Annotated in this window: 16 protein-coding genes, 1 tRNA gene and 3 pseudogenes; 8 read left to right on the top strand and 12 right to left on the bottom strand. The window is 43.3% G+C overall.

Translation table 11 applies throughout. From position 1 onward, the window contains the following. Positions 1 to 63: 63 nt before the first annotated feature. Together HMPREF0663_RS05345 and HMPREF0663_RS05350 are read right to left on the bottom strand one after the other, a co-directional pair. Positions 64 to 1,704, bottom strand: a complete 1,641-nt coding sequence (locus HMPREF0663_RS05345; protein WP_004369265.1) for a hypothetical protein — start codon at positions 1,702 to 1,704, stop codon at positions 64 to 66. A gap of 38 nt (positions 1,705 to 1,742) precedes the next feature. Then, a complete protein-coding gene (locus HMPREF0663_RS05350; RefSeq protein ID WP_004369266.1) occupies positions 1,743 to 1,961 on the bottom strand; it encodes a hypothetical protein in 219 nt (72 codons plus the stop codon). A 1,064-nt stretch (positions 1,962 to 3,025) separates the two neighbouring features. Between HMPREF0663_RS05350 and HMPREF0663_RS05355 the strand changes: the two genes are divergently transcribed. The 3 genes and pseudogenes from HMPREF0663_RS05355 to HMPREF0663_RS11685 all read left to right on the top strand — a co-directional run. After that, positions 3,026 to 3,931: a helix-turn-helix domain-containing protein gene (locus HMPREF0663_RS05355; RefSeq protein WP_004369267.1), complete on the top strand. Its 906-nt coding sequence runs from the start codon at positions 3,026 to 3,028 to the stop codon at positions 3,929 to 3,931. A 1,011-nt stretch (positions 3,932 to 4,942) separates the two neighbouring features. After that, positions 4,943 to 5,856, top strand: a pseudogene (locus HMPREF0663_RS11680) (IS982 family transposase). Positions 5,857 to 5,881: 25 nt separating this feature from the next. Further along, a pseudogene (locus tag HMPREF0663_RS11685) lies at positions 5,882 to 6,497 on the top strand (phage integrase SAM-like domain-containing protein); the annotation flags it as partial. 69 nt (positions 6,498 to 6,566) lie between these two features. Here HMPREF0663_RS11685 and HMPREF0663_RS05390 read toward each other — a convergent pair. The 3 genes and pseudogenes from HMPREF0663_RS05390 to HMPREF0663_RS05405 all read right to left on the bottom strand — a co-directional run. Continuing rightward, positions 6,567 to 7,613: pseudogene (locus HMPREF0663_RS05390) on the bottom strand (site-specific integrase); the annotation flags it as partial. 310 nt (positions 7,614 to 7,923) lie between these two features. Continuing rightward, a tRNA-Ile gene (locus tag HMPREF0663_RS05395) sits at positions 7,924 to 7,997 on the bottom strand. Positions 7,998 to 8,669: 672 nt separating this feature from the next. Continuing rightward, positions 8,670 to 8,894 carry a hypothetical protein gene (locus HMPREF0663_RS05405; RefSeq protein WP_004369277.1) on the bottom strand — a complete coding sequence of 75 codons (225 nt, stop codon included), beginning with the start codon at positions 8,892 to 8,894 and terminating at the stop codon, positions 8,670 to 8,672. Positions 8,895 to 9,113: 219 nt separating this feature from the next. Here HMPREF0663_RS05405 and HMPREF0663_RS05410 point away from each other — a divergent pair, with 219 nt between their 5' ends. From HMPREF0663_RS05410 to HMPREF0663_RS05425, 4 genes are read left to right on the top strand one after another with little or no spacing between them, the layout of a single operon-like run. After that, on the top strand, positions 9,114 to 11,816 hold the full coding sequence (locus tag HMPREF0663_RS05410; protein WP_004369278.1) for a cation-translocating P-type ATPase: 2,703 nt from the start codon (positions 9,114 to 9,116) through the stop codon (positions 11,814 to 11,816). Between the two features lie 8 nt (positions 11,817 to 11,824). Beyond that, complete coding sequence (locus tag HMPREF0663_RS05415; RefSeq protein WP_004369279.1) at positions 11,825 to 12,448, top strand: HAD family hydrolase; 624 nt, start codon at positions 11,825 to 11,827, stop codon at positions 12,446 to 12,448. An 8-nt stretch (positions 12,449 to 12,456) separates the two neighbouring features. Beyond that, positions 12,457 to 13,410: a bifunctional riboflavin kinase/FAD synthetase gene (locus tag HMPREF0663_RS05420; protein ID WP_004369280.1), complete on the top strand. Its 954-nt coding sequence runs from the start codon at positions 12,457 to 12,459 to the stop codon at positions 13,408 to 13,410. Next, positions 13,403 to 14,236 carry a CPBP family intramembrane glutamic endopeptidase gene (locus tag HMPREF0663_RS05425; RefSeq protein ID WP_004369281.1) on the top strand — a complete coding sequence of 278 codons (834 nt, stop codon included), beginning with the start codon at positions 13,403 to 13,405 and terminating at the stop codon, positions 14,234 to 14,236. The genes HMPREF0663_RS05420 and HMPREF0663_RS05425 overlap by 8 nt, the downstream gene beginning before the upstream one ends. A gap of 85 nt (positions 14,237 to 14,321) precedes the next feature. Here HMPREF0663_RS05425 and HMPREF0663_RS05430 read toward each other — a convergent pair whose 3' ends face one another. Continuing rightward, positions 14,322 to 14,585 carry a hypothetical protein gene (locus HMPREF0663_RS05430; RefSeq protein ID WP_036875634.1) on the bottom strand — a complete coding sequence of 88 codons (264 nt, stop codon included), beginning with the start codon at positions 14,583 to 14,585 and terminating at the stop codon, positions 14,322 to 14,324. A gap of 91 nt (positions 14,586 to 14,676) precedes the next feature. On the opposite strand from HMPREF0663_RS05430, the gene HMPREF0663_RS05435 reads away from it, so the two are divergent. Then, a complete protein-coding gene (locus HMPREF0663_RS05435; protein ID WP_036875635.1) occupies positions 14,677 to 14,880 on the top strand; it encodes a helix-turn-helix domain-containing protein in 204 nt (67 codons plus the stop codon). Positions 14,881 to 15,042: 162 nt separating this feature from the next. Here HMPREF0663_RS05435 and HMPREF0663_RS05440 read toward each other — a convergent pair whose 3' ends face one another. From HMPREF0663_RS05440 to topA, 6 genes are all read right to left on the bottom strand, one after another. After that, positions 15,043 to 15,531 (bottom strand): PG0215 family putative anti-sigma factor, encoded by a 489-nt coding sequence (locus tag HMPREF0663_RS05440; RefSeq protein ID WP_004369284.1) that lies wholly within the window; start codon positions 15,529 to 15,531, stop codon positions 15,043 to 15,045. Further along, on the bottom strand, positions 15,521 to 16,033 hold the full coding sequence (locus HMPREF0663_RS05445; RefSeq protein WP_004369285.1) for a GFO_1088 family ECF-type sigma factor: 513 nt from the start codon (positions 16,031 to 16,033) through the stop codon (positions 15,521 to 15,523). The genes HMPREF0663_RS05440 and HMPREF0663_RS05445 overlap by 11 nt, the downstream gene beginning before the upstream one ends. Before the next feature lie 77 nt (positions 16,034 to 16,110). Beyond that, the gene (gene argB / locus HMPREF0663_RS05450) at positions 16,111 to 16,881 is read right to left on the bottom strand and encodes an acetylglutamate kinase (protein ID WP_004369286.1); all 771 of its coding nucleotides are present in this window, start codon (positions 16,879 to 16,881) and stop codon (positions 16,111 to 16,113) included. A gap of 36 nt (positions 16,882 to 16,917) precedes the next feature. Next, positions 16,918 to 18,810 (bottom strand): biosynthetic arginine decarboxylase, encoded by a 1,893-nt coding sequence (gene speA / locus HMPREF0663_RS05455; protein ID WP_004369287.1) that lies wholly within the window; start codon positions 18,808 to 18,810, stop codon positions 16,918 to 16,920. 39 nt (positions 18,811 to 18,849) lie between these two features. Next, positions 18,850 to 19,377, bottom strand: a complete 528-nt coding sequence (locus HMPREF0663_RS05460) for a shikimate kinase (protein ID WP_004369288.1) — start codon at positions 19,375 to 19,377, stop codon at positions 18,850 to 18,852. Further along, on the bottom strand, positions 19,374 to 21,701 hold the full coding sequence (gene topA, locus HMPREF0663_RS05465) for a type I DNA topoisomerase (protein ID WP_004369289.1): 2,328 nt from the start codon (positions 21,699 to 21,701) through the stop codon (positions 19,374 to 19,376). The genes HMPREF0663_RS05460 and topA overlap by 4 nt, the downstream gene beginning before the upstream one ends. Positions 21,702 to 22,071 lie beyond the last annotated feature (370 nt).

A 22,071-nucleotide genomic window follows, 5' to 3' on the forward strand; every position in this document is an offset into this window, starting at 1 on the left:
TTCCATTTGTGAAATGGCCGTCTCATTGTCTAATATAAGAATCTATTTTTTATCGGTAAGAAGTTATTCAAACTTTACGCACCGCATACCACCTGCACGATCGCTTCTATATACACCTACACGTGTTTGCGTGAAACTGAAATTAAATGCGCCATAATTCTTATTAGGCGGTGTATCTTGCAAGCTATAGCCGGTAGAGCTCCAATACTGGCCTTCTAGGCCCATGCCATATTTATGGTTTTCATCTCTAATAGTACCATCTTTCGTACAGTTCTCAAAAGCAGGCAAATAGAAATACATTGAGGCATCTTTACCGTGTGAGGAAGGAGTTCCCTGATATACAGAATTATTCTTTGACCATGGGTTTTGGAACTGAACTTGATGAGGCCCATCCGGATTACGATAGTCATAAGTCTCCTGCTTCGTCTCCTGTGAGTACTTTTTCCATGTAAAGGTCTCTGATTTGAAACCTTCAATGTATTGTTTTTTCAGAAACCACATACCGCCCTTATATAAGTGCTTGAGTGTGGTCCACATCTTGTCGCTGTCCCAATGAGGATCTCCTTTTATGCAGTACCATAGCATTTCATTCACGTTGGGACAGTCTTTTGTTGGCGAATTTTCTGCTTGTGCTCCGCCGGTACCTGTAGTTATAATTTGATCATTATACCAGCGTTTGTCAGTATTGGATTGTGGATAGTTTGTTCCCGGATCGTCACGAAGCGCAGGCTGGCTGCTCTCATATTCATACCAAGCATGATGTTTAGCATCCCACATATACAAGTAGGAATCGTAGGACTGTACATCGAGTTTGGACTTGATGTCATAATATTCGCCCATCTTATAGTCGAACAACTTCAGCTTTTTGGTGATCACACCTTCCATTTCAGTTTGAATATCTTTCACATGGTATTTCACGGTGAGCTTGTGTGTGCCCGGATATATTACCATGAAAGCACCATTAGTGGTTAACGACGGAGCATTATTGTTGAGGGGGAAACCATCTTTATAGCTGTCACTGTTACCCAGATTGAGCGTGATAGTCTTGTAGTTGCCCGATCCCACAAGTCTTTCGCTATTTAAATCAAGGGTATAAGATCCCGCAATTTCATTATCGGAAGTCACTTCTATCTTCGTAATATAAGTACTTACGAGATCGTGACTTGTGGAAGGTAGGAAACAAAGATAGGCGGCTTTGTGTTCAAGTTTGAAGTTAAACTGGCCGTTGCTTTTCTCACCATAGCCCATACCACAATCGCCCGATGTTCCGAAGTGTGTATTATCATTAGGTATGTCTTGTTGCTGATTGTCTTTGATGGTCACATTGTTGTTGGTACCTTTCTCACCAGGGTAGTAAACCATGTATTTGTCGCTGGCTTCATAGATGCCGGGCATCATAAATTTGAAAGCAACCTGCTTGCTGTCTGCCACGGAGTTGCTGCTCGTTTTAAATGTGCCTGTGTCGTCTTTCACATAGATGCGGTCGCTTTTTTCCCAAAAGAAATTTCCGCTACTGTAATCCATAGATGTCCGTGTGCCGATACCATCGCTCATATAGTTGGTTGCAAAAACTGTCGTACCTACATCTTCTTTCTCTTTACTGCCTTTATCGTTGTCGCTTTGTGTATTATCTTCGCCGGCGCAACTTGCCATCAACACCAGCATAGCCGAAGCTGCGATGATCGATAACTTGTTTGTTTTCATACGTAATTATTATTGTCTGTGTATTTTATTTTTATATTCTAATCTTTCCAGAAAGAGTCGTTATTAGTCGTGTCAAAAAGAGACATTTTTTTTGCACCGCCACTCTCATCTTCCTCAGGCACCGTACCGCCGTGAGTGGCGCCATTATGTTGTCCGGGATAGGAAGTATCCAACATGGGACAAGCTACAGCTACACATACAGTTTCTGTCTCGGGCGTAAGGTAAGCCCGCTTCTTACTTTGATTACTTTTCATCATTTAATTTAAGTGAATATTTATAATTGTCCTTTATCTCTTTTGTTTATTGTCTCATGAAATTGGAAACGAATATGTTCAATAGAGTCATTCATTTTGGGGGTTTAAGGAACCTTCAAGTTAGTCAACAGAGTCGGCAGACTCTCTTCAGTTTAGAAAGTTTTTATTAATATTGGCGGCAAGTCTCAAAAAATGTCCGTGTTGTATTATGTGAATCTTGATGATTAAGCTGAATTGCCCATAATATTCATACGTACAGTACTATCTATCATAAATTTTTGCAAAGATATGTCAATATTTCCGAATACCTATCACTAAAACATTTAAAAAGTTTCTATTTCAGTTTAAAAAGTTTCCATAAAATGTTGAATCCGATAAAATCATCTAATGTTTTGCACCCGAAAGGTCTATCTTTATACACTTTTGAACTTAGAAGTGCAAAAGCTCTTGATGTTATAATCCTATGAAAAAACACTGCGAAGGTTTACCTTGCGGCTGGGGAGTGAAGCCCCCAAAGAGCGCATAGGATTTCAGCAGCAATACAAAAAAGGAGAAAAGTTTTCGTCTCTCCTTAAGATTAATTAATTTTGTATTACTTATGTAGAGACAATTAAGCTCGAAACAAAGGTACATAGTTTAGTGTATTACTGTAAAAGAAGATGGTACTTACCTTTATTGCACAGACGATCAAGGTAAGTGTGAATACTGTTTCTCGTGAGATTAAGCGTAACAGAAACTCTCATGGTATTTACAATTCAAGGGTGGCAGCCTTGAGAAGTCATCGTTGTAGGTCCTGTGTTCCCGGCAATCGGCCTGTTGATTCTCAGTTCTGCTGTGAGGTATTCAGCCTTACGCGTGAGCATCAATGGTTAGCGAAGCAAGTCCCAGGTAGACTAAGAAAGAAAATTAATTTTAATATACCCATAGAAGTTGTTAAGAAGATTTTTTGCTAACTTTGCACTTGCTTCTGAAATCCGCTTTAGTTTGCAAAACAGATAAAATCTACTAATCGGAGGTTGAAAAGATAAGAAAAATGTAATTTAGCAGTTGTTAATATTCAAATAAGTATGAATCAAACACAGAATAAAAGCGGTGAGACATTTACCCAGGAAGAAGAAAGCAATAGCTTCGAGAATGTTTATTGCTCCTCTGGTGACAACACGATTACTACTTCCGATTATGTGCTGAGTGGCGGACGAGTCGCTTTCGGGCGGGCTCCGGCCAATGAGCCCTACTGCGTGCGGTTGTGTCTCGTCACGTATGGATGGTGCGAATACGTAATCAATGGGCAATGTCATCGCCTTGAAGCTGATGATTTTATCTTAATAAATGAGGGTGGGGTAAAATCAATCTGTCAGGAAGGAGAGGCGTATTTCAGTGAGATTGTTCTTTCCGAAACCTACATGAAAAATGTCTTTGACAACAGCATACCGCCGCTTTTTAAACAGTCGGGGCAATGTCTCACAATACACCTATCTGAGGAAGAGCGTAACACCTTCAATCAATACAAGAATACACTCATCTGTTTAGAACATCTCGCATCAGGTGATTACGGGTCGGCCACACGGGCACTCTTTCTCTCGTTATTCAAATTCACTGAGACGCTCTATGAAAGTAAAGTGGAGGCTCTCCTCGAATATCGTCCACGCAACAAACGGCTAACCGAATCTTTTACACGGTTGGTGGCCGAGAAAGCACAAATCGAACACGAACTTGCATTCTATGCCGATAAACTCTGCATAACGGTGCACCACTTGAGTATCATTGTGAAGCAAGAAACCGGCCGCACGGTCAAGAACTGGATAGACCGTACACTGCTCGCCGACATACAAAGAGAGTTGAAATACAGTGACAAGTCGCTAAAGGAGATTGCCGATGAATTCAATTTCCCGGCGATAAGTTCGCTCTGTAAGTTCTTCAGGCGCATGATAGGCACAACGGCTAATGCCTATCGCAATCCGAAAAGCAGATGAAAGCCTTCTTAAGGCAGGGATTAAAAATTACCTTTGTTGTATTTTTGTTTTTTAGTCGAGTTGATCTTTCTTTCTTCTTGAATAAGCATGACAGACTATACGGTTGAAGGAGAAAGAAAAGGGTGCCGAATAAAAACAAAAAGGTCCAAATAATACTTCTGGTTTTTTAATAGTTTGATTTTTTTTGAACTCACCCGATAACCTATAGGGAGACCAAATGCTCTTTGAAGTAAATTGATGCCCCATTGTACGACAAGATTCTCTTTAGGAAATGCTCAACCATTGATATCACTAACGACGACTTAAAGAACGTTGCACAGATAATACACTTAAGCCACCGGAGTGTTCTTAATTTCTGTATAAATATACTTTTCGCTATTGCCACATACAGTTTCTTTGAAAAGAAGCTCTCCATCAATGTGGATTTCTGTATAGAACAAAAAGGCGGTGAACAGACTCTTTTCTAAAGCTAGCCATATAAATGCAAGGGAGGATATTCGATAACTATCGTATAACGCGGGGAGAATAGTCTGTGGGTATTGAAAGGTTGATTATAGATACAAAATGTTATCCCAGACTCAGGTGTTGATTATTGATTGGTTGATAAATGTGTGTGTTAGTCATAATTAGTTTCTTTTTCTGCCATCCTGTACAGTATTGGTACATGCCCTTTATATAATTCGTATCTATACCATATTTCGATAATACAACGTTTGTGTATTCACCTTAATATATAGCTATTTAAAGAGCGGTACCATTTCATAACGTTCGAAAATAATACTGCCGACATATTTATAATGTGCAGTTAGTTGAGTGTTTTTACGGTCCTATCTAAAACTCGGTGCCTATCCATAAGGTACGTTTTCGAAATCTATATTAGTCATTTTCCTATTTTATTACTCCAGTTCGGGATAAGAATCCCTATAATTAGTTACTTAAAAAGTTGGTAATCATAAAAATATTTTGTACCTTTATAGGTGAAAATCAATAGGTTACAATAATATTCAGATTATGATTACTATTGATAAAGTTACGCAAATGTTTTGTATTATCGACGATTTTTGCAAGTATTTTGATGAGGAGAATGGCAATAAACTGCTTTTATGTTCGTCTAACAGGCCCAAACGCCAACGTTCCGCCTCTCTTTCGGACAGTGAAATCATCACGCTTTTTCTTTGTTTCCACTTTGTTTTTTTCCACAACTTCAAGCATTATTATCTCTTCTTTATCAAGGGAATACTTCTGGACTACTTTTCTAATGCCGTGTCCTACAATCGTTTTGTAGAACTGCAATCCAGAGTTTTCCTTCAGCTTATGTTCTTTCTTAATTCAGAGCCTTTGGAAGATGTACGGGCATCACCTTCGTTGATTCTACAATGATACCCATTTGTTATAATATGAGAAGGTATGCCAACAAGGTTTTCAAAGGAGTAACTAAGGATGGAAAGGGAACGATGGGCTGGTACCATGGCTTTAAGCTTCATATTGCCTGCAATGATCGAGGGGAAATCATCGCATTTGTACTAACAACGGCAAACGTAGACGACAAGAATCCCAAGGTATGGGAATCTCTGTCGAAAAGACTTTACGGAAAACTTTTCGCCAACAAAGGATATATCTCGTAGAAACTTTTTGACTCACTCTTTCAGGACGGAATACATCTGGTGACAGGGCTGAGAAGCAATATGAAAAACTAGCTCATGCCGTTCTATGACAGAATGATGCTAAGAAAGAGGTATATCATAAAGACCATTAATGATATGCTCAAGAACGTGGCACAAATTGTACACTCAAGATATCGTTCTATCAATAACTTCATCATGAATATAATTGTTGCAATGGGGGCATATTGCTTCTTTGATAATAAGCCTATGGCATTGCTGGGATATATTATTGAAAAAGATAAACAACTTAGCTTATTCTAAGGCTTATCCCGAACTGGGGTAGAGATATATCCGTGAGTACTTAGACTCGAAAGGCAAGGAAGACATTGCCTTTCCGGACATCACCGAAGAATTCGGAAAGGAATATAAGGTTTACTTGAAGCGATATAAGAACTTCGGAGCATCGCAGACGAACCTCTGTCTCTGTTGGCTGAACAGGCTGATGTACCTTGCCGTGGACCATGAAATCATCCGTACCAATCCTCTGGAAGAATTGGAGTATGAGAAGAAACCGTCCTCCAAGCGGATGCATATCAGCAGGACTGAACTGAAACAAATAGTGGGGCTGAAACTCTCTGATAATGACCCTTTGAAAGAACTGGCTCGCAGGGCCTTTATCTTCTCTGTCTTCATGGGACTTGCCTATGTCGATATTCGGTTGCTGTATCCGCACCATATCGGGCGGACTGTCGACAATAGAGGATATATTCGCATCAACAGAAAGAAAATGAAAGTGGAGTCATTCATTCCCCTGCATCCGATAGCGGAGCAGATACTTTACTTGTACATTACGACCGATTGACACGCAGCCGGTCTTTCCACTGCCGAGCAAGGATGCAATGTGCTTCGAGATACACGAACTCGGTGTTATCATCGGACGGAAGGAGAACCTCCCCTACAACTAAGCCCTGCACAGTTTCGGCTCTTTTTTGATATTTTAATTAGTTGAAATATAGCAATTTATGAATTAGGCTGTGTTTTGCCATGTGAAAGGTAAGATTCTTTTTTATGCCACAAAGGTCGGCAATTTCTTTCAAATATGAGTTGATGCGTTGGTTGCTCATCATCGGAAAAACCTTTCCGCCTTTTCTGCCAATATCGTAGTATTTCCTTATAATGGCAAGTGGAATGTCCAACAGCATGACATTTTCGTCAATACTTGTCTTGTATCTCTTGGTGATGGACCATTTTCTGTCTTCAACGGTCACAATCTTATCGTAGGTAAGATTGTAAACATCAATGTATGCCAATCATGTGAAGCAGGAAAAGATGAATATGTTTTGTACCAGCTCCAGTCTTTCTATCTCGAAGTGCTTCTTCATAATACGGAGAACCTCTTCTTTTGTGAGATATCCACGGTCCACCAATTCATAGTGTAGCTTGTGGTTCGCAAACGGATCATGCATGATAAGACCTCTGTTCCTTGCATAGTTTATGACCGTCTTGAGATTTCTCAATTTCTTGATGGTTGTGTTATGCACACCACCGACAACGGATGTCAGGTATAGTTCAAAGTCCTGAATAACGGCACTTGTCAGTTCTGTCAATCCAATGTCCTTACGATGATATTTTGCCTGCAGGAAGTCCTGAAAGTTCTGCCTTACCACCTTATACTTATAAAAAGTTCCCTTTGGCAGTGTCTTTCCAACCTGTTGCGTGATGGAATCAATATACTTGTCAAAGACTGGGAGGAAAGTTGTAAACTCCTTATCTGGCCCAAGGAATACTGACCTGATAAGATCTAAAGAAAGTTCCTCAGAGGTCTCGTATTTCCTGTAAATCTGCATCAGCGTAGTTGTCAGTGCATCTATTGAAGCATTGACGGAGAGTGCTTCTGCCGTTCTGCCAATCATTCTGCTGGCTTTATTACTCCACTTGGATTTATCCACGAAAATTTTTGTGGAACCCAGATTTTCCATTTCGCCACCGAGGTACATTCGGAGCATTACCGGCGATTTTCCTTCTTTGTTCTCATAGTTGGAACGTAGGTAGTAGGATACCTTAAAAGTCGTTTTCATAACGCAGCATTTTAGTGTAGCTTTTCGGCTACAAAGTTCGACATAAGTTGTTGAAAACAAAAGATTTGCATGCCGTCAATTTGGTAGTCATTTTCCATTCACTGCTACATTTTTTTGAGATCCTGCTTTTGTGTAGCAGTTTCTGGAGCAGAAAATGACCGAATGATGACTATCAAAAGGTATGGTTTGGCCGCCAAGCGAATGTGGACAGAAAACAAAAAATCGCTGTAAAACCTTGATTTTACAGCGATTATACTTGTTTTGAAGGCTAAAATGACGTGTTGTCTGACGTCCTCTTGAAACCTATTTGTGGACCAGCCTGGGCTTGAACCAGGGACCTCCAGATTATGAGTCTGTTGCTCTAACCAACTGAGCTACAAGTCCGTTTTTACTGACAATACATGTTAGTGGGTGCAAAGGTAACGTCTTTCATGGAAATAACCAAATATTTTTATAAAAAGTTATTATGTTTGCCGTGTTGTTCAAACTCAAAAAGTAGTAATTATAATGAAAATACGTGGAACCAATAGCTATCTATAGTTCCACGTATATATAAATTAAAAACTTCCAAGAAGTAAAAGCCTAATCATCGCTATTTGGTATTCTGCCTTTTTATTCCTCATTCCATTCATCCCAAGAAGAGAAATGATAAGGTTTAGCAAAACTTTTATCATCGATTGGATTGTCAGGATTTTCATCAACAACAGGAGTTCTACCTTGTCTCCCTCACCTTTTACTTCCCACGACATAACAAGTAATTGCTGCTTAACCTGTTAAACCACGAGGTAACCGCTCTATCTGGTCATAAGTACCTATACATTGGCCTGAAAGATTGTAAACCTTATCTGTATCACAATGGTTTTTCATATCAGCTATATGGTTAATAGACGTCACTCCTCCATCATTGATATAAATAAGTTCCATAAAACTTTTAGCACTACCAGATGAAGTAGAAGAGTTATCAACAATCCAGCAACGGAAGCCATAGATGGGATGAGGTGTATGAAGACGAGTTAAGTTGCCGTCAGAAGTAAACACATAGGAGCTTTCTGCTGTTCAACCGTTATTACCATTACTCTGCTTTGTAAGCGTTCCATAGAAACTTACTCCGTTTCCTTTCTGCGTACCATAGGTTGATGTCGATAGCTTGCTCGCATTAACACTTCCTATTTGAGAAGCACTAAGTGGCATGTCGTCTATAACATAATAAGGAGCTGTAACATTAACCGTCTTTCCTTTAGCGGTAACATAGCTTGTAGGAGTAGTATATTCTTTTGCCATATTACTTGTTGAACTTATTTTACATCTCTAAATGAAGTGCCGGGTTTATTGTCCAATATCATGAGGCAGGCTTCAAATTTCTATGTCACATTCTTTGTACAAAGCTATATAATTTCAGCATTTGTATGTCCGAATAATCATTGTGAATTACGTTAATCTTCCATATTTCTGCAATTTTTACATTGATTTTCGATAACTTTGCATCAAAATTTTACGAGAATGATGGATGAGAACCGTACCTCAAGCATTGACGAAACAAAAGGACTGACCGCCAAACAGGTAGCAGAAAGCAGGCTGCAGCATGGGGAAAACGTTCTTACACCGCCCAAGAGGGTTTCCATTTGGAAACTTTATTTAGAAAAATACCGTGATCCTATCATTCGAATACTGCTTGTTGCAGCCCTTGTTTCGTTGGTTTTAGCATTCATAGAGAATGAGTTCGTCGAAACTATCGGTATCTTCCTCGCCATTTTCTTTGCCACAACAGTAGGATTTTATTTCGAAAGAGACGCCGCCAAAAAGTTCGAAGTACTCAATATTTTGGGCGAAGAACAGCCGGTAAAGGTACGGCGTGACGGCAACATCATTGAAATCCCGCGCCGACAGGTGGTCGTTGGAGACATTGTACTCATAGAGGTTGGCGATGAAATACCGGCCGACGGCACGCTTATCAGTGCTACCGACCTGCAGATCAATGAGTCTTCACTCACAGGAGAACCCATTTGCAATAAGGCCGTTGCGGTCGACAAGCATTCTCAACAGCACGATAACGGTACCACATACCCCGCTGACATGCTGCTCAGATCGTCGATGGTAATGAACGGAAGAGGTATTTTCCGCGTAACAGCCGTAGGGGATAAGACCGAAATAGGCAAGGTAGCACGCAAATCTACCGAACAGACAGACGTAAAAACTCCTCTCAATATGCAGCTCGACCGCTTGGCCAAGGTCATATCGAAGGTAGGAACAACGGTGGCGGTCGTGGCTTTTATCGTCTTTCTCGGGCACGATATACTTACCAACAGCGCCGTTTGGCAGAGCGACAACTATCTGAAAATGGCGGAAACGGTGCTCAATTACTTCATGATGTCGGTAACATTGATCGTCATGGTGGTGCCCGAAGGCCTGCCGATGGCCGTCACTCTCTCGCTTGCACTTAACATGCGTCGCATGTTGAAGAGCAATAATCTCGTGCGAAAGCTACATGCTTGCGAAACTATGGGGGCCGTTACGGTGATTTGTACGGACAAAACAGGCACACTGACGCAAAACAGAATGCAAGTAAGCGAAATGTTCGTAACGGGCGAGGAGAACACCGACTTGCTGTACAATGCGCTTGCACTCAACACTACCGCCGAGCTCAACGGCGACGAGAGTATCGGAAACCCCACAGAAGCTGCCCTCCTGTTATGGTTACAACACGAGGGTAAAGACTATAAAGCGCTGCGTAGTGCCGCCGAGATAACAGAACAATTGCCTTTCTCCACCGAACTCAAGTTCATGGCTACGGCAACAAAAGATTATATTTTCGTTAAAGGGGCTCCCGAAATCGTACTCTCGTTTTGCGAAATTCCTGCAGACAGGCAACGTATGATACAGCAAAAACTGCGCTCTTATCAGCAGAAAGCCATGCGAACACTGGCATTTGTCTACGTCAGACGTAACGGACAAGCTGCCGATATGTCGCTACGCTCGCTTTTCATCGATCGTACATCACCGCTACCCCGTTTTACCTTACAGGCCATTACGGCCATCAACGATCCCATTCGCGAGGATGTACCGGCGGCGGTAAGGCAATGTAAGGAAGCCGGAATAGAGATAAAGATCGTTACAGGCGATACCTTAGCCACAGCATTAGAGATAGCCAAGCAGATAGGAAGTATCGACGAGCGGGAACAGGCAGCGCAAACAAGTTCGGCAGACCATACATCTTCCGCCGATACATGCGCTGTCTATCAGGCTTATAGCCATGCTCTAATCACGGGACCGGAATGGGCTGCGCTCTCCGACGACGAGGCCTATGAGCGGGCAAAGGCCATTAAAGTGATGGCGCGTGCACGCCCTACCGACAAACAACGGCTCGTAGAGATGCTGCAGAAACACGGCGAAGTGGTGGCAGTTACGGGTGATGGCACCAACGATGCCCCCGCCTTGCACTACGCACACGTAGGTCTGTCGCTCGGATCGGGTACAAGCGTGGCAAAAGAAGCCTCCGATATGACCTTGACCGACGACTCTTTCAGCTCGATAGCCAAGGCTGTTATGTGGGGCCGATCGCTGTATAAGAACATTCAGCGTTTCCTTTATTTCCAACTGGTCATCAACCTGTCGGCGTTGTTGCTCGTTCTGGGCGGCTCGCTCATAGGTACCGAGATGCCTCTCACCGTGCCCCAAATACTTTGGGTGAACCTTATTATGGACACATTTGCCGCAATGGCTTTGGCTTCATTGCCTCCCTCGCGCGAGGTAATGTACGATAAACCGCGCAAACAGTCCGATTTTATCATCAATAAATCTATTGCCACAGCCATTATTACCACAGGTCTGCTGTTCTTCTTGCTGCTTCTCGCCCTGCTCATCTGCGGCGAACGGCAAGCCGCAGGCATGCAGATACACGAACTCACCATATTCTTTACTACGTTCGTCATGCTGCAATTCTGGAACTTGTTCAACGCCAAAACGCTGGAGTCTCATCATTCCGCTTTTCATCGGTTGTATGCCGACCGCGGTTTATTGCTCGTTCTGGCAATTATATTGGGCGGACAATGGCTCATCGTTACATTCGGCGGAAAGATGTTCCGCACGTCTCCGTTGTCGCTGTCCGAATGGTTGCAGATCATTGCGGCCACTTCTTTGGTGCTGTGGGCGGGCGAACTGTGGCGACTTTTCAAAAGAATAAGAGATAATAAAGCAAAACAATAAAACCGACAATGGAATACAATAATAAGCATATCGAGAACATTATCTTCGATCTGGGCGGCGTTCTGACGGGGTTAGACAGCCAAAGGTGTATCGATGCCTTTAAGAAAATTGGTGCGCACGACATAGCTTTTTATGTTGAAGAGCATCGCACTGAAGACCTTTTTCTCGGCACCGAATTGGGTTATATGACGCAGGCGGAGTTCTGCAACGAAGCACGCAGGCTCGCCAAATGTACAGCCTCCGATGATGAAGTAATCTGGGCGTGGAACGAACTGCTCACAGGTATCGCCGACGAGAAGAAACAACGATTGCTCGAACTGCGCAGAAATCACCGGCTGTTCCTACTGAGCAACACCAATATCATGCATTGGGAGAAGTGCAAGAACGATTTTTTTCCATACCGAGGATACGGCACCGACGACTATTTCGAACACACATTTCTCTCTTATGAGATGCACTTGGTTAAACCGTCTGCCGAAATCTTCGCCGAAGTATTGCACTTATCGGGTATCAAGGCCGAGGAAACGCTCTTTGTAGACGATACGAAAGAGAACTGTGTAGCAGCCGAACAGCAGGGCATTAGTACGCTTCTTGAAACATCAGGCCATGATTGGCTCGCCATTTTGAAGTAAGAACAAATATGAAAACAATTAGGTTCAATCTCGACAACCAGCCGCTGCAGACACCCCGAGTGGCTACGATAGGCTTTTTCGATGGTGTGCATCGCGGTCATCAATATTTGATAGAACGCGTAAAGGCAGAAGCAGCAACTGCACAAATGGCATCTGCCGTTATCACTTTCTCGTGCCATCCGCGTCAGATTTTGCATAGCGAATACGTGCCGGAACTGCTGACCACGCTCGACGGGAAACTCATTCAGCTGGCCAAAACGAAGGTAGACGAGACGATAGTGCTGAACTTCGACAAAGATATGGCAGCTTTGTCGGCACGCGATTTTATGGAGAAAATACTGCGAGACCGGCTCGATGTGCGGAAACTTATCATCGGTTACGACAATCGTTTCGGGCACAATCGCTCGGAAGGTTTCGAGGATTACGCGAGATATGGTAACGAACTCGGCATAGAAGTTATACGTCATCCGGCGTTCATGTTGCATGGTGTCAACGTCAGTTCGTCGGTTATCCGCACGTTTTTGCACCAAGGAGAGGTAGAAATGGCTGCGCTTTGCTTGGGATATCCCTACACTATCAGCGGGAAGGTGGTTCCCGGAGTGCAGGAAGGGCGTAAAATCGGTTTCCCCACAGCCAACCTCGATACTTCGCATTACGGCCAGCTGATACCGGCGAACGGCGTGTATGCCGTAAAAGCTCGCTTGGAACAATCCATCGCAACGCTACCTGCAATGATGAATATCGGCATGCGTCCCACGTTCAACGGTACCGACATCACCTTGGAAACGCATATCCTGAACTTCAGCGACGACCTGTATGGCAAGACTCTTTCGGTGTCGTTCATGCACCGTATACGCGAAGAACAGAAGTTCGACAGTCCGCAAGACCTTATGAAACAGTTACAATACGACCGAAAGATGGTTGTAGAACAATTTGAAAAAGATCAAGATAAAGATGAATAAAAGAACTTCCGGTATTATCGACTGTGTTATCTTCCTTGTTGTTTTCTTCCTTATACAACTGGTAACCACGTTTCTCACAGCCTCTGTCTCTATGTTTTTAAAAGGCTTCGACGTATCTCTGATTTTACAAAAACTACAATCCCGCGATCTCGGAATGGGCAGTAAAGAACTCATTATGGTTTCTGTATTGAGCAGTATAGCTACGATTGTTCTGTTTATGTGGCGCAAATGGTCACCCTTCTCGCGAGTATATATCAAGTCGAAACCGTGGGTAACGCTCATCTGGGTAGTACTTCTGTCGATCGGAACCATATTGCCTTCCGAGTGGATACAGGAGCAGATGGACTTGCAGATGCCCGAAAATATGGAACAAATGTTCTCGGCTATCCTCAAAGAACCGTGGGGCTATGCCGCAATAGGCATACTCGTACCCATTGCAGAAGAGATGGTTTTCCGCGGTGCGGTGCTGCGCAAACTGCTCGACATGTTCAGTCCGCGGCAACATTGGATACCGATTATTATCTCTGCCCTTGTCTTCGGACTCTTTCATGGCAACAAGGCACAGCTACCGCATGCCGTATTCATCGGCCTTATTCTCGGATGGATGTACTACCGCACGGGCAGTATCGTACCGGGAGTGGTGTTGCATTGGGTGAACAATACGGTAGCCTATTTGCTTTTCCACTTTATGCCACAGCTGAACGACGGCAAACTGATAGACTTATTCCATGGCAGTGAGCGCATGATGGTTATGGGGTTGGTGTGCAGTCTGTGCATTCTGCTGCCCTCGCTCCTGCAACTTTCCCAGCGTCTGAAGCGTCCGTAACGGTTATAGGTGCCCTGCCTGCCGGTCTCAGATCATAAAGGTATCCGTTTTAAACAAAACATGCCGGTAAGTTATAAGCAATAACTTACCGGCATGTTTCATTGTATGAAGCGCCTACTTGGCACGACTCAAAACATCTCTGCGCAACATGCGCCCCACATAATTCCAGTAAGGTATCTTCTTGAGTGTGCTGCGCACCGGCTGTAACATCGCAAAGCAGCAGCAACAGAAAGAACACACAACCGCCTAAACATACGTAGCCGAACATCTGTTTTACGCTGACCATCATGCTCTGCATAGGTGTGTACGACAGATGGAGCATCATATTATCGGCCATATGGTAGCGCATTCCGTAGCCGAACAGACCGCTGCCAAGGTAATAAAAGGGTAGTGGCAGAGATTGTGGAATACATATTTCTACGAGGTATCTTGGACAAATTGTGAAGTTAAAAACCGGACATACCCCTAAGACTGTTATCGATCATTACGTGATTATGCAACTGAAATTGCTGCTGCGTACCGGAAAAGACAGTATTAAGGAAATTGCTTGGCAGTATCATTTCAATGATGATTCTTTCTTTTGCCGTTATTTTAAATTTCGTACAGGCGTCAGTCCGCAACAATTCAGAAATCGTATTACATAAATAAACGATTATGTCATCAAAAAAAGAAAGGCTATCCATCATAACGATGAACAGCCTTTTTCTTACGTTAGTATGTTATGAAAAATTTGAGAGAATGTGAAACTTCACAGTTTCATTGTTGTTTTACTAAACATGATTTATAGAGAAAGCATAGAAATATATCTACTTTAAAATGGCTGTCGATGTAGCCTCCGATGCCTCGATACTGCTGTGATGCAGGGTATCTATCACTGCCGAGTCGCCCATAGCTACTGATGCGCCGTGTTGTGTCTTGCCGTATTCGGAGACATTCCCCGACGCTGTTGGCGCTGAATTGAACGGAACCTGCATGGCATTGCCTAATGTAAGGATGATGGCCACAACGGCTGCAGCCTTGAAAAGTGGCATCAAGCGTTGTGCCATGGTAATTGTACGGGCTTTTACTGGTGCCGGTTCTTCGATCACTGCCAATATCTTTTCATCGAAATCATCACCCAAGCAATCATCGTTCTTATGCTCTTGCTGAGCAAAGACGAACAAATCGCGATATTCCAACATATCTGAAGGAATATCCTTTTGGCTAAAGAATGTACGAAGAATTTCCTCTTCTTCGAGAGAGGTTTCGCACTTCCAATAGCGTTCCAATAGTTGTTTGATGTATTTATAGTCCATAATTGTCGAGTTTTTGAAACTTTTCTTTGACCGATTGCCGTGCTCTGAAGATGTTTACTTTTACCTGTTCTTCCGAAATATCCAGTATCTCGGCGATTTCCTTATAGGACTTTCCTTCGAAATCTCGCAGTTGCATGCAACTTCTTTGCTTCTCCGGAAGCCCGTTTACGAGCTTTCGTACCAATTCCATCCTATCTTTATGGATGGTATCCTCGTAAGGATCCGATGAAAAATCGACTTTTTCAAGGTTTGTTTCGTCCAAAGAATCATTTTGACTACCCATTCTTTTGATACGATCCAATGCAAGATTGCGGCATATCGTCAGGCTGAAAGCTTCTATAGACTCTATTTCGTTCCACCCATCTCGCTTGTTCCAAACCTTTATCAGTGTATCTTGTACGATGTCTTCCGCCTCTGCGCTGTTGAGAGTTATGCGTAGAGCGAGCCGATAAAGGATATTCTTCAGCGGCAACACATCGTTACGGAAACTGATATTTTTCATCTTCTCTCTAAGTAAATGACGATTGTACGATATGAAAGTTACAGATTATAATATGATATTCCTAAATTTAAACCTTATTAACGTATTGTTGTGCCGTGCATACCATCTATACTCGTTGAATGCGTAATAATAACTTCAGTCACACCGGCAGCAATGGCAGCAAATGCATTTTCAAGTTTCGGTATCATTCCGCCGGCTATTCTGCCGCTATTTACATAATGAATGAAGTCGTCGTGCGTGATAACTGGAATGACATCATCATCGTTATTACTTGCCAAAACGCCCTTTTTCTCAAAACAGTAAATAAGTCTAACATCGAAAAAAGGTGCCAATGCCTTAGCTGTTTCTGCTGCAATGGTGTCTGCATTGGTATTTAGAATGTTGCCGTTTCCATCGTGTGTGAGCGGTAAAAGTACAGGAACAATGCCTTCTTCGATAATCTTTCGCAGCGAATTGCCGTTTACAAAGTCTATATCCCCTACGTATCCGAAATCTATTCCGTCCTTTAAAGGACGCTTGTGTGACAGAATTACATTCATATCGGCACCCGACAGCCCCAATGCATTGACACCTTGCGCTTGTAAACCGGCGACAATCTTCTTGTTGACCAGCCCTCCGTAAACCATAGTCGCCACATCGAGCATCGCTTTATCGGTAATACGTCGCCCGTTCACCATACGACTTTCGATACCCAGCATTGCGGCTATCTTCGTTGCACTGCGTCCTCCGCCATGAACAAGAACCTTTTTTCCAACGATGGCAGCAAAATCTTTCAGCAACGGTGCCAATTGCTGTTCATCTTCTACAACTGCACCGCCGACCTTAACAATTGCAATTTTTTGTTTCATACTGTCACTATGGAGAAAATAGGAGAACAAAATTTTTCACTCCAGATACGTGTATCCGTAAAGTCCGGAACGGTAATTAGAAAGAAATTCCTTACCTTCTTCGAGTGATATCTTACCTTGTTTCACACTCTTGGTTACCCAGATCTCGAGTTGGCGCACTAATTTTTTAGGATTATACTGTACGTAATCGAGCACTTCTTCTACAGTTTCGCCGTCGAATATCTGGTCTACATGATACTTACCGTCTTTCACCGAGATATGAACAGCATTAGTATCTCCGAAGAGATTGTGCATATCACCGAGGATTTCCTGATATGCTCCTACCAAAAACACACCCAAATAGTAAGGTTCATTACGCCGTAAAGTATGCAAAGGCAGTACATGTGACACATTTCGATTGGTTACGAAGTTACTTATCTTGCCGTCGCTGTCGCACGTAATATCCTGTAAAGTGGCGTTACGTGTAGGACGTTCATCGAGTCGCTGTACCGGTACGATGGGGAAAAGCTGGTCTATTGCCCAACTGTCAGGCAGAGATTGGAAGAGCGAAAAGTTACAGAAATACTTGTCGGCAAGCAGTTTGTCGAGGTTCTTCAGTTCGTCCGGCACATGTTTCATTGACTTCGCGAGGCTGTTGATCTCATGACAAACGCTCCAATACATACTCTCTATCTCTGCTCTTGTCTTCAAATCCACCAGTCCGTGGCTAAAAAGATCAAGCGCTTCTTCACGTATTTGCTCTGCATCATGCCAGTCTTCCATCATTGAGCGCGGGTTCAAGTTGTCCCATATCTCATACAAATCTTTCACCAATTGATGGTCTGTCTCCTTTGCTTCGAACTCTTCCGGCATTTCCGGTAACGAAGCGGTCTCCAATACGTCGATTACAAGCACGCTATGATGGGCAGCCAACGACCTTCCACTTTCGGTAATGATGTTAGGATGGCTTATTCCGTTCTTATCGGCAGCATCTACAAAGGTGTATATACAGTCGTTCACATACTCTTGAATGGAGTAGTTGACAGAACTTTCGCTATGCGACGAGCGTGTTCCGTCATAGTCTACGCCCAGTCCTCCGCCACAATCAACGAAGTCGACATCGTATCCCATCTTATGCAAATTGGTATAGAATTGGGCTGCTTCGCGCAGTGCGGTCTGAATACGGCGTATCTTCGTAATCTGACTTCCTATGTGGAAATGGATCAATTTCAGCGAGTCGTGCAGTCCCTTCTCATCAAGTATGTGCAATGCCTCGAGCAATTCAGAACTCGTCAGGCCGAATTTAGAAGCATCGCCTCCGCTGTCTTCCCACTTTCCCGAACCGCTCGATGCCAGTTTAATGCGTATGCCGAGATTGGGTTTTACATTAAGTTTCTTCGACGCTTTGGCAATGATATCCAGTTCGTTGAGCTTTTCAACCACGATAAAAATCCGTTTACCCATCTTCTGTGCCAACAGCGCCAATTCTATATAGCTCTGATCCTTGTATCCGTTGCAGATAATAAGCGAATCGCTTTGGCACTGTACGGCAATTACAGCGTGCAATTCGGGCTTCGAACCGGCTTCAAGACCGAGATTGAACTTGCGTCCGTGAGAGATAATCTCCTCTACCACAGGCTGCATTTGGTTTACCTTAATGGGATAGATGATAAAGTTTTCGCCTTTAAAACCATATTCTTCTTTAGCTCTTTGGAAACAGCTTGATGTTTTCTCGATACGATTATCGAGGATATCAGGAAAACGAAGCAACACCGGAGGAGTAACATCGCGCAGCGAAAGCTCGTCCATAACCTCGCGTAAATCTATTTGTACATCGTTTTTACAGGGAGAAACGTAGACATCGCCTTTATCGTTGATGCCGAAATACGAGGTTCCCCAACCGTTTATATTGTAGAGTTCCTTTGAATCTTCGATAGTCCATTTTTTCATAATGGTGATAAAAGAAATAAAAAATTACAAGTTCTATTATTATAATCTGAGTAACTCTTTAACCCCACTTACCGAAAGTTTGATCTTTTCGTAGTTATCCATGAGGTTAACATCGAGCGTATGTTTTGCCTTAGCATAATGGTTTTCGCGCCTTGCAAGCTGTTCTTTTATGAACTCCTGCACTTCTTCGCCTGTCTTGTCGAGCAAAAGAGGGCGCACCGTCTTGCCCATCTTCAGATGACCATACAGCACTTCAGGCGTAGCCTTAAGGTAAACCGTCTCGCCTTGACGATTCATGTAGTCCATATTATCGAAGAAACAAGGTGTACCGCCTCCGCAACTTATTACCGTATCTTCGAACTCCGCGACTTCATGGAGCATATTATGTTCTATCTTTCTGAAGCCCTCTTCGCCCATTTCATCGAAAAGTTGTTTCACCGTTTTGCGCATTCTGCTCTCGATATACCAATCAAGATCATAGAACGTTAGTTTCAACTCCTTGGCTAATGCCCTGCCTACAGTCGTCTTACCCGAACCCATATAGCCAATGATGATTATTCTCTTCATTTGCGTTTCGGCGCCTTTACCGATGTTGTGTCTACGATTTCTTTACATTGTTCGTAAGTAAGTTCGTCCGCTTTGGTATGCAATGCTTTCGGCAAACGGTAATTCTGTCCGTTGTAGGCGATATATGGGCCATAGCGACCATTGAGCACTTCCATCTTCGTATCCTCGCTGAAAGTCTTGATGTGACGTGCCTTTTCCTGCTTACGTTTTTCCTCTATCAGCGCCACTGCCGTTTCATAGCCCACGCTTAAGGGATCTTCGTGTTTCGGAAGCGATACATATTTTTTATTATGGAGTATATAAGGGCCGAACCGACCGGCACCGATAACAACAGGAGTTCCCTCAAATTCGCCTATGGTACGGGGCAGTTTAAACAATTCCAACGCCTCTTCGAGCGTTATGGATTCCATACTCTTATCAGATGGGAGTTGCGAGAAGCGTGGCTTATCATTATCATCAGCCGAGCCTATCTGTACCACCGGCCCGAATCTGCCTATCTTCACGAACACAGGTTTGCCGCTTGCGGGATCGGTGCCAAGCAGACGTTCGCCCGCTTTATGCTCGCTACGCGAGTTCATCACCTTATCTACAACAGGCTCGAAATCTTTATCGAAGCTCTTCATCATGGCCTTCCATTCGGTTTTGCCTTCGGCTATACGGTCGAATTTTTCCTCTACATTCGCCGTAAAATTATAGTCCATAATCTCCGGAAAGTTCTTTATAAGAAAGTCGTTCACCACGGTTCCTATATCCGTAGGCAAGAGTTTTCCCTTTTCATTGCCCGCCATTTCCTTTTTGTTGCGCGTGGTTATCTTCGTTCCTTTGAGCGAATCGATGGTATAAGCACGCTCCTCGCCTTTCTTGTCGCCTTTCTGTACATATTCTCTTTGTTGGATAGTGCTGATCGTAGGAGCATATGTAGACGGACGGCCTATACCGAGTTCTTCCAATTTATGTACCAAACTGGCTTCGGTATAGCGTATAGGACCTTGTGAAAAGCGTTGGGTTGAAATGATTTCACGACGGTTGAGGCAATCGCCTTTTGTCAGTTTAGGCAACATATGACTAAAGTCGTCTTGCGGATTATTATCATCTTCGTCGGTCGATTCGCGGTATACTTTCAAGAAACCGTCGAACACCGTCACCTCTCCATTGGCAATAAACTTCTCGTCGGCGCCGCTCACATCGATGGTAACCGTAGTCTTCTCGATCTCTGCATCGGTCATCTGCGAGGCTGCCGTACGCTTCCAAATAAGTTCATAGAGGCGACGTTCCTGTGCTGTTCCTTCTATCGAAATCTCGCTCATATAGGTAGGACGGATAGCTTCGTGTGCCTCTTGCGCCCCTTTTGCGCGGGTATGATAGTTACGGGGATGGCTATATTCGGCGCCATAAAGCCGTGTAATCTCTTCCTTGCTTGTGTTCAATGCTAACGAAGACAGGTTTACGCTGTCGGTACGCATATAAGTAATACGACCGTTCTCGTAAAGATGCTGTGCTACCATCATGGTCTGCGAAACCGTGAAGCCAAGTTTGCGGGCGGCTTCTTGTTGGAGTGTAGACGTTGTAAAGGGCGGTGCCGGCATACGTTTTAGCGGTTTTTTAGCGATAGATGCTACAGTAAACTGCGCATCTTTGCACTTTTCGAGGAATGCAACGGCCTCCTCGTGGCTACGAAAGCGCTTATCGAGCTCGGCTTTTACCTCTGAAGCGGAACCATCTGCATTGGTTATCGCAAATATACCATTCACCCGATAGTACGATTCGGTCTTGAAAGCCTGTATCTCTCTCTCTCTTTCCACGATAAGCCTTACGGCTACGCTTTGTACACGTCCGGCCGAGAGTGCCGGCTTTACCTTTCGCCAAAGCACCGGCGACAGTTTAAAGCCCACAATGCGGTCGAGTACACGGCGTGCCTGCTGTGCATTCACGAGATTCATGTTAAGATGGCGGGGCTTTTGTATGGCTTCGAGGATGGCCGGCTTGGTAATTTCGTGGAATACGATGCGGCTTGTTTTCTCCTCATCCAATCCGAGTACCTCGCACAGGTGCCACGAAATAGCTTCACCCTCGCGGTCTTCATCGGAGGCAAGCCATATCTTTCGGGCGCTTTTGGCATTCTTTTTAAGCTCATTTACAAGTTTCTTTTTCTCCTCAGGTATCTCGTAATCCGGTTCAAGCGTCTTGGTGTCGATGCTTAGTTCTTTCTTTTTAAGATCACGGATGTGCCCGTACGAGGACATCACTTTGTAGTCTTTACCCAAGAATTTTTCTATGGTTTTAGCCTTGGCGGGACTCTCTACAATTACTAAATTCTCTTGCATAGCTTCGTAATGTACATTTATTTAGGGCGCAAAAATAAACAAAACTTTCGCTTTCACCTTATTATATAGTAAAAATTTCAACTTTTTTAAGGAATAAGAGGCGATAAGCAAATAATACATACAAAGAAAACAATTTCGATAATCAGGTGTATAAAGAATAAAAAAATAAGAATATACAGTTTTAATGTTATCTGTTATCTGCCATATAAAATGCTACATATCAATAAAGTACAACTGATTTCAGTATGATGGTATGACAATAATATGATGGAAAAAGCGATGTGGAAAACTGCCGTATGTAAATCGTATATAGCACAAGGCGATAGATGATGAAGATTATTTGCACTATTTAATTATGATAGGAGTTTCG

The organism is Hoylesella oralis ATCC 33269 (assembly GCF_000185145.2).
GTDB classification, from domain to species: domain Bacteria; phylum Bacteroidota; class Bacteroidia; order Bacteroidales; family Bacteroidaceae; genus Prevotella; species Prevotella phocaeensis.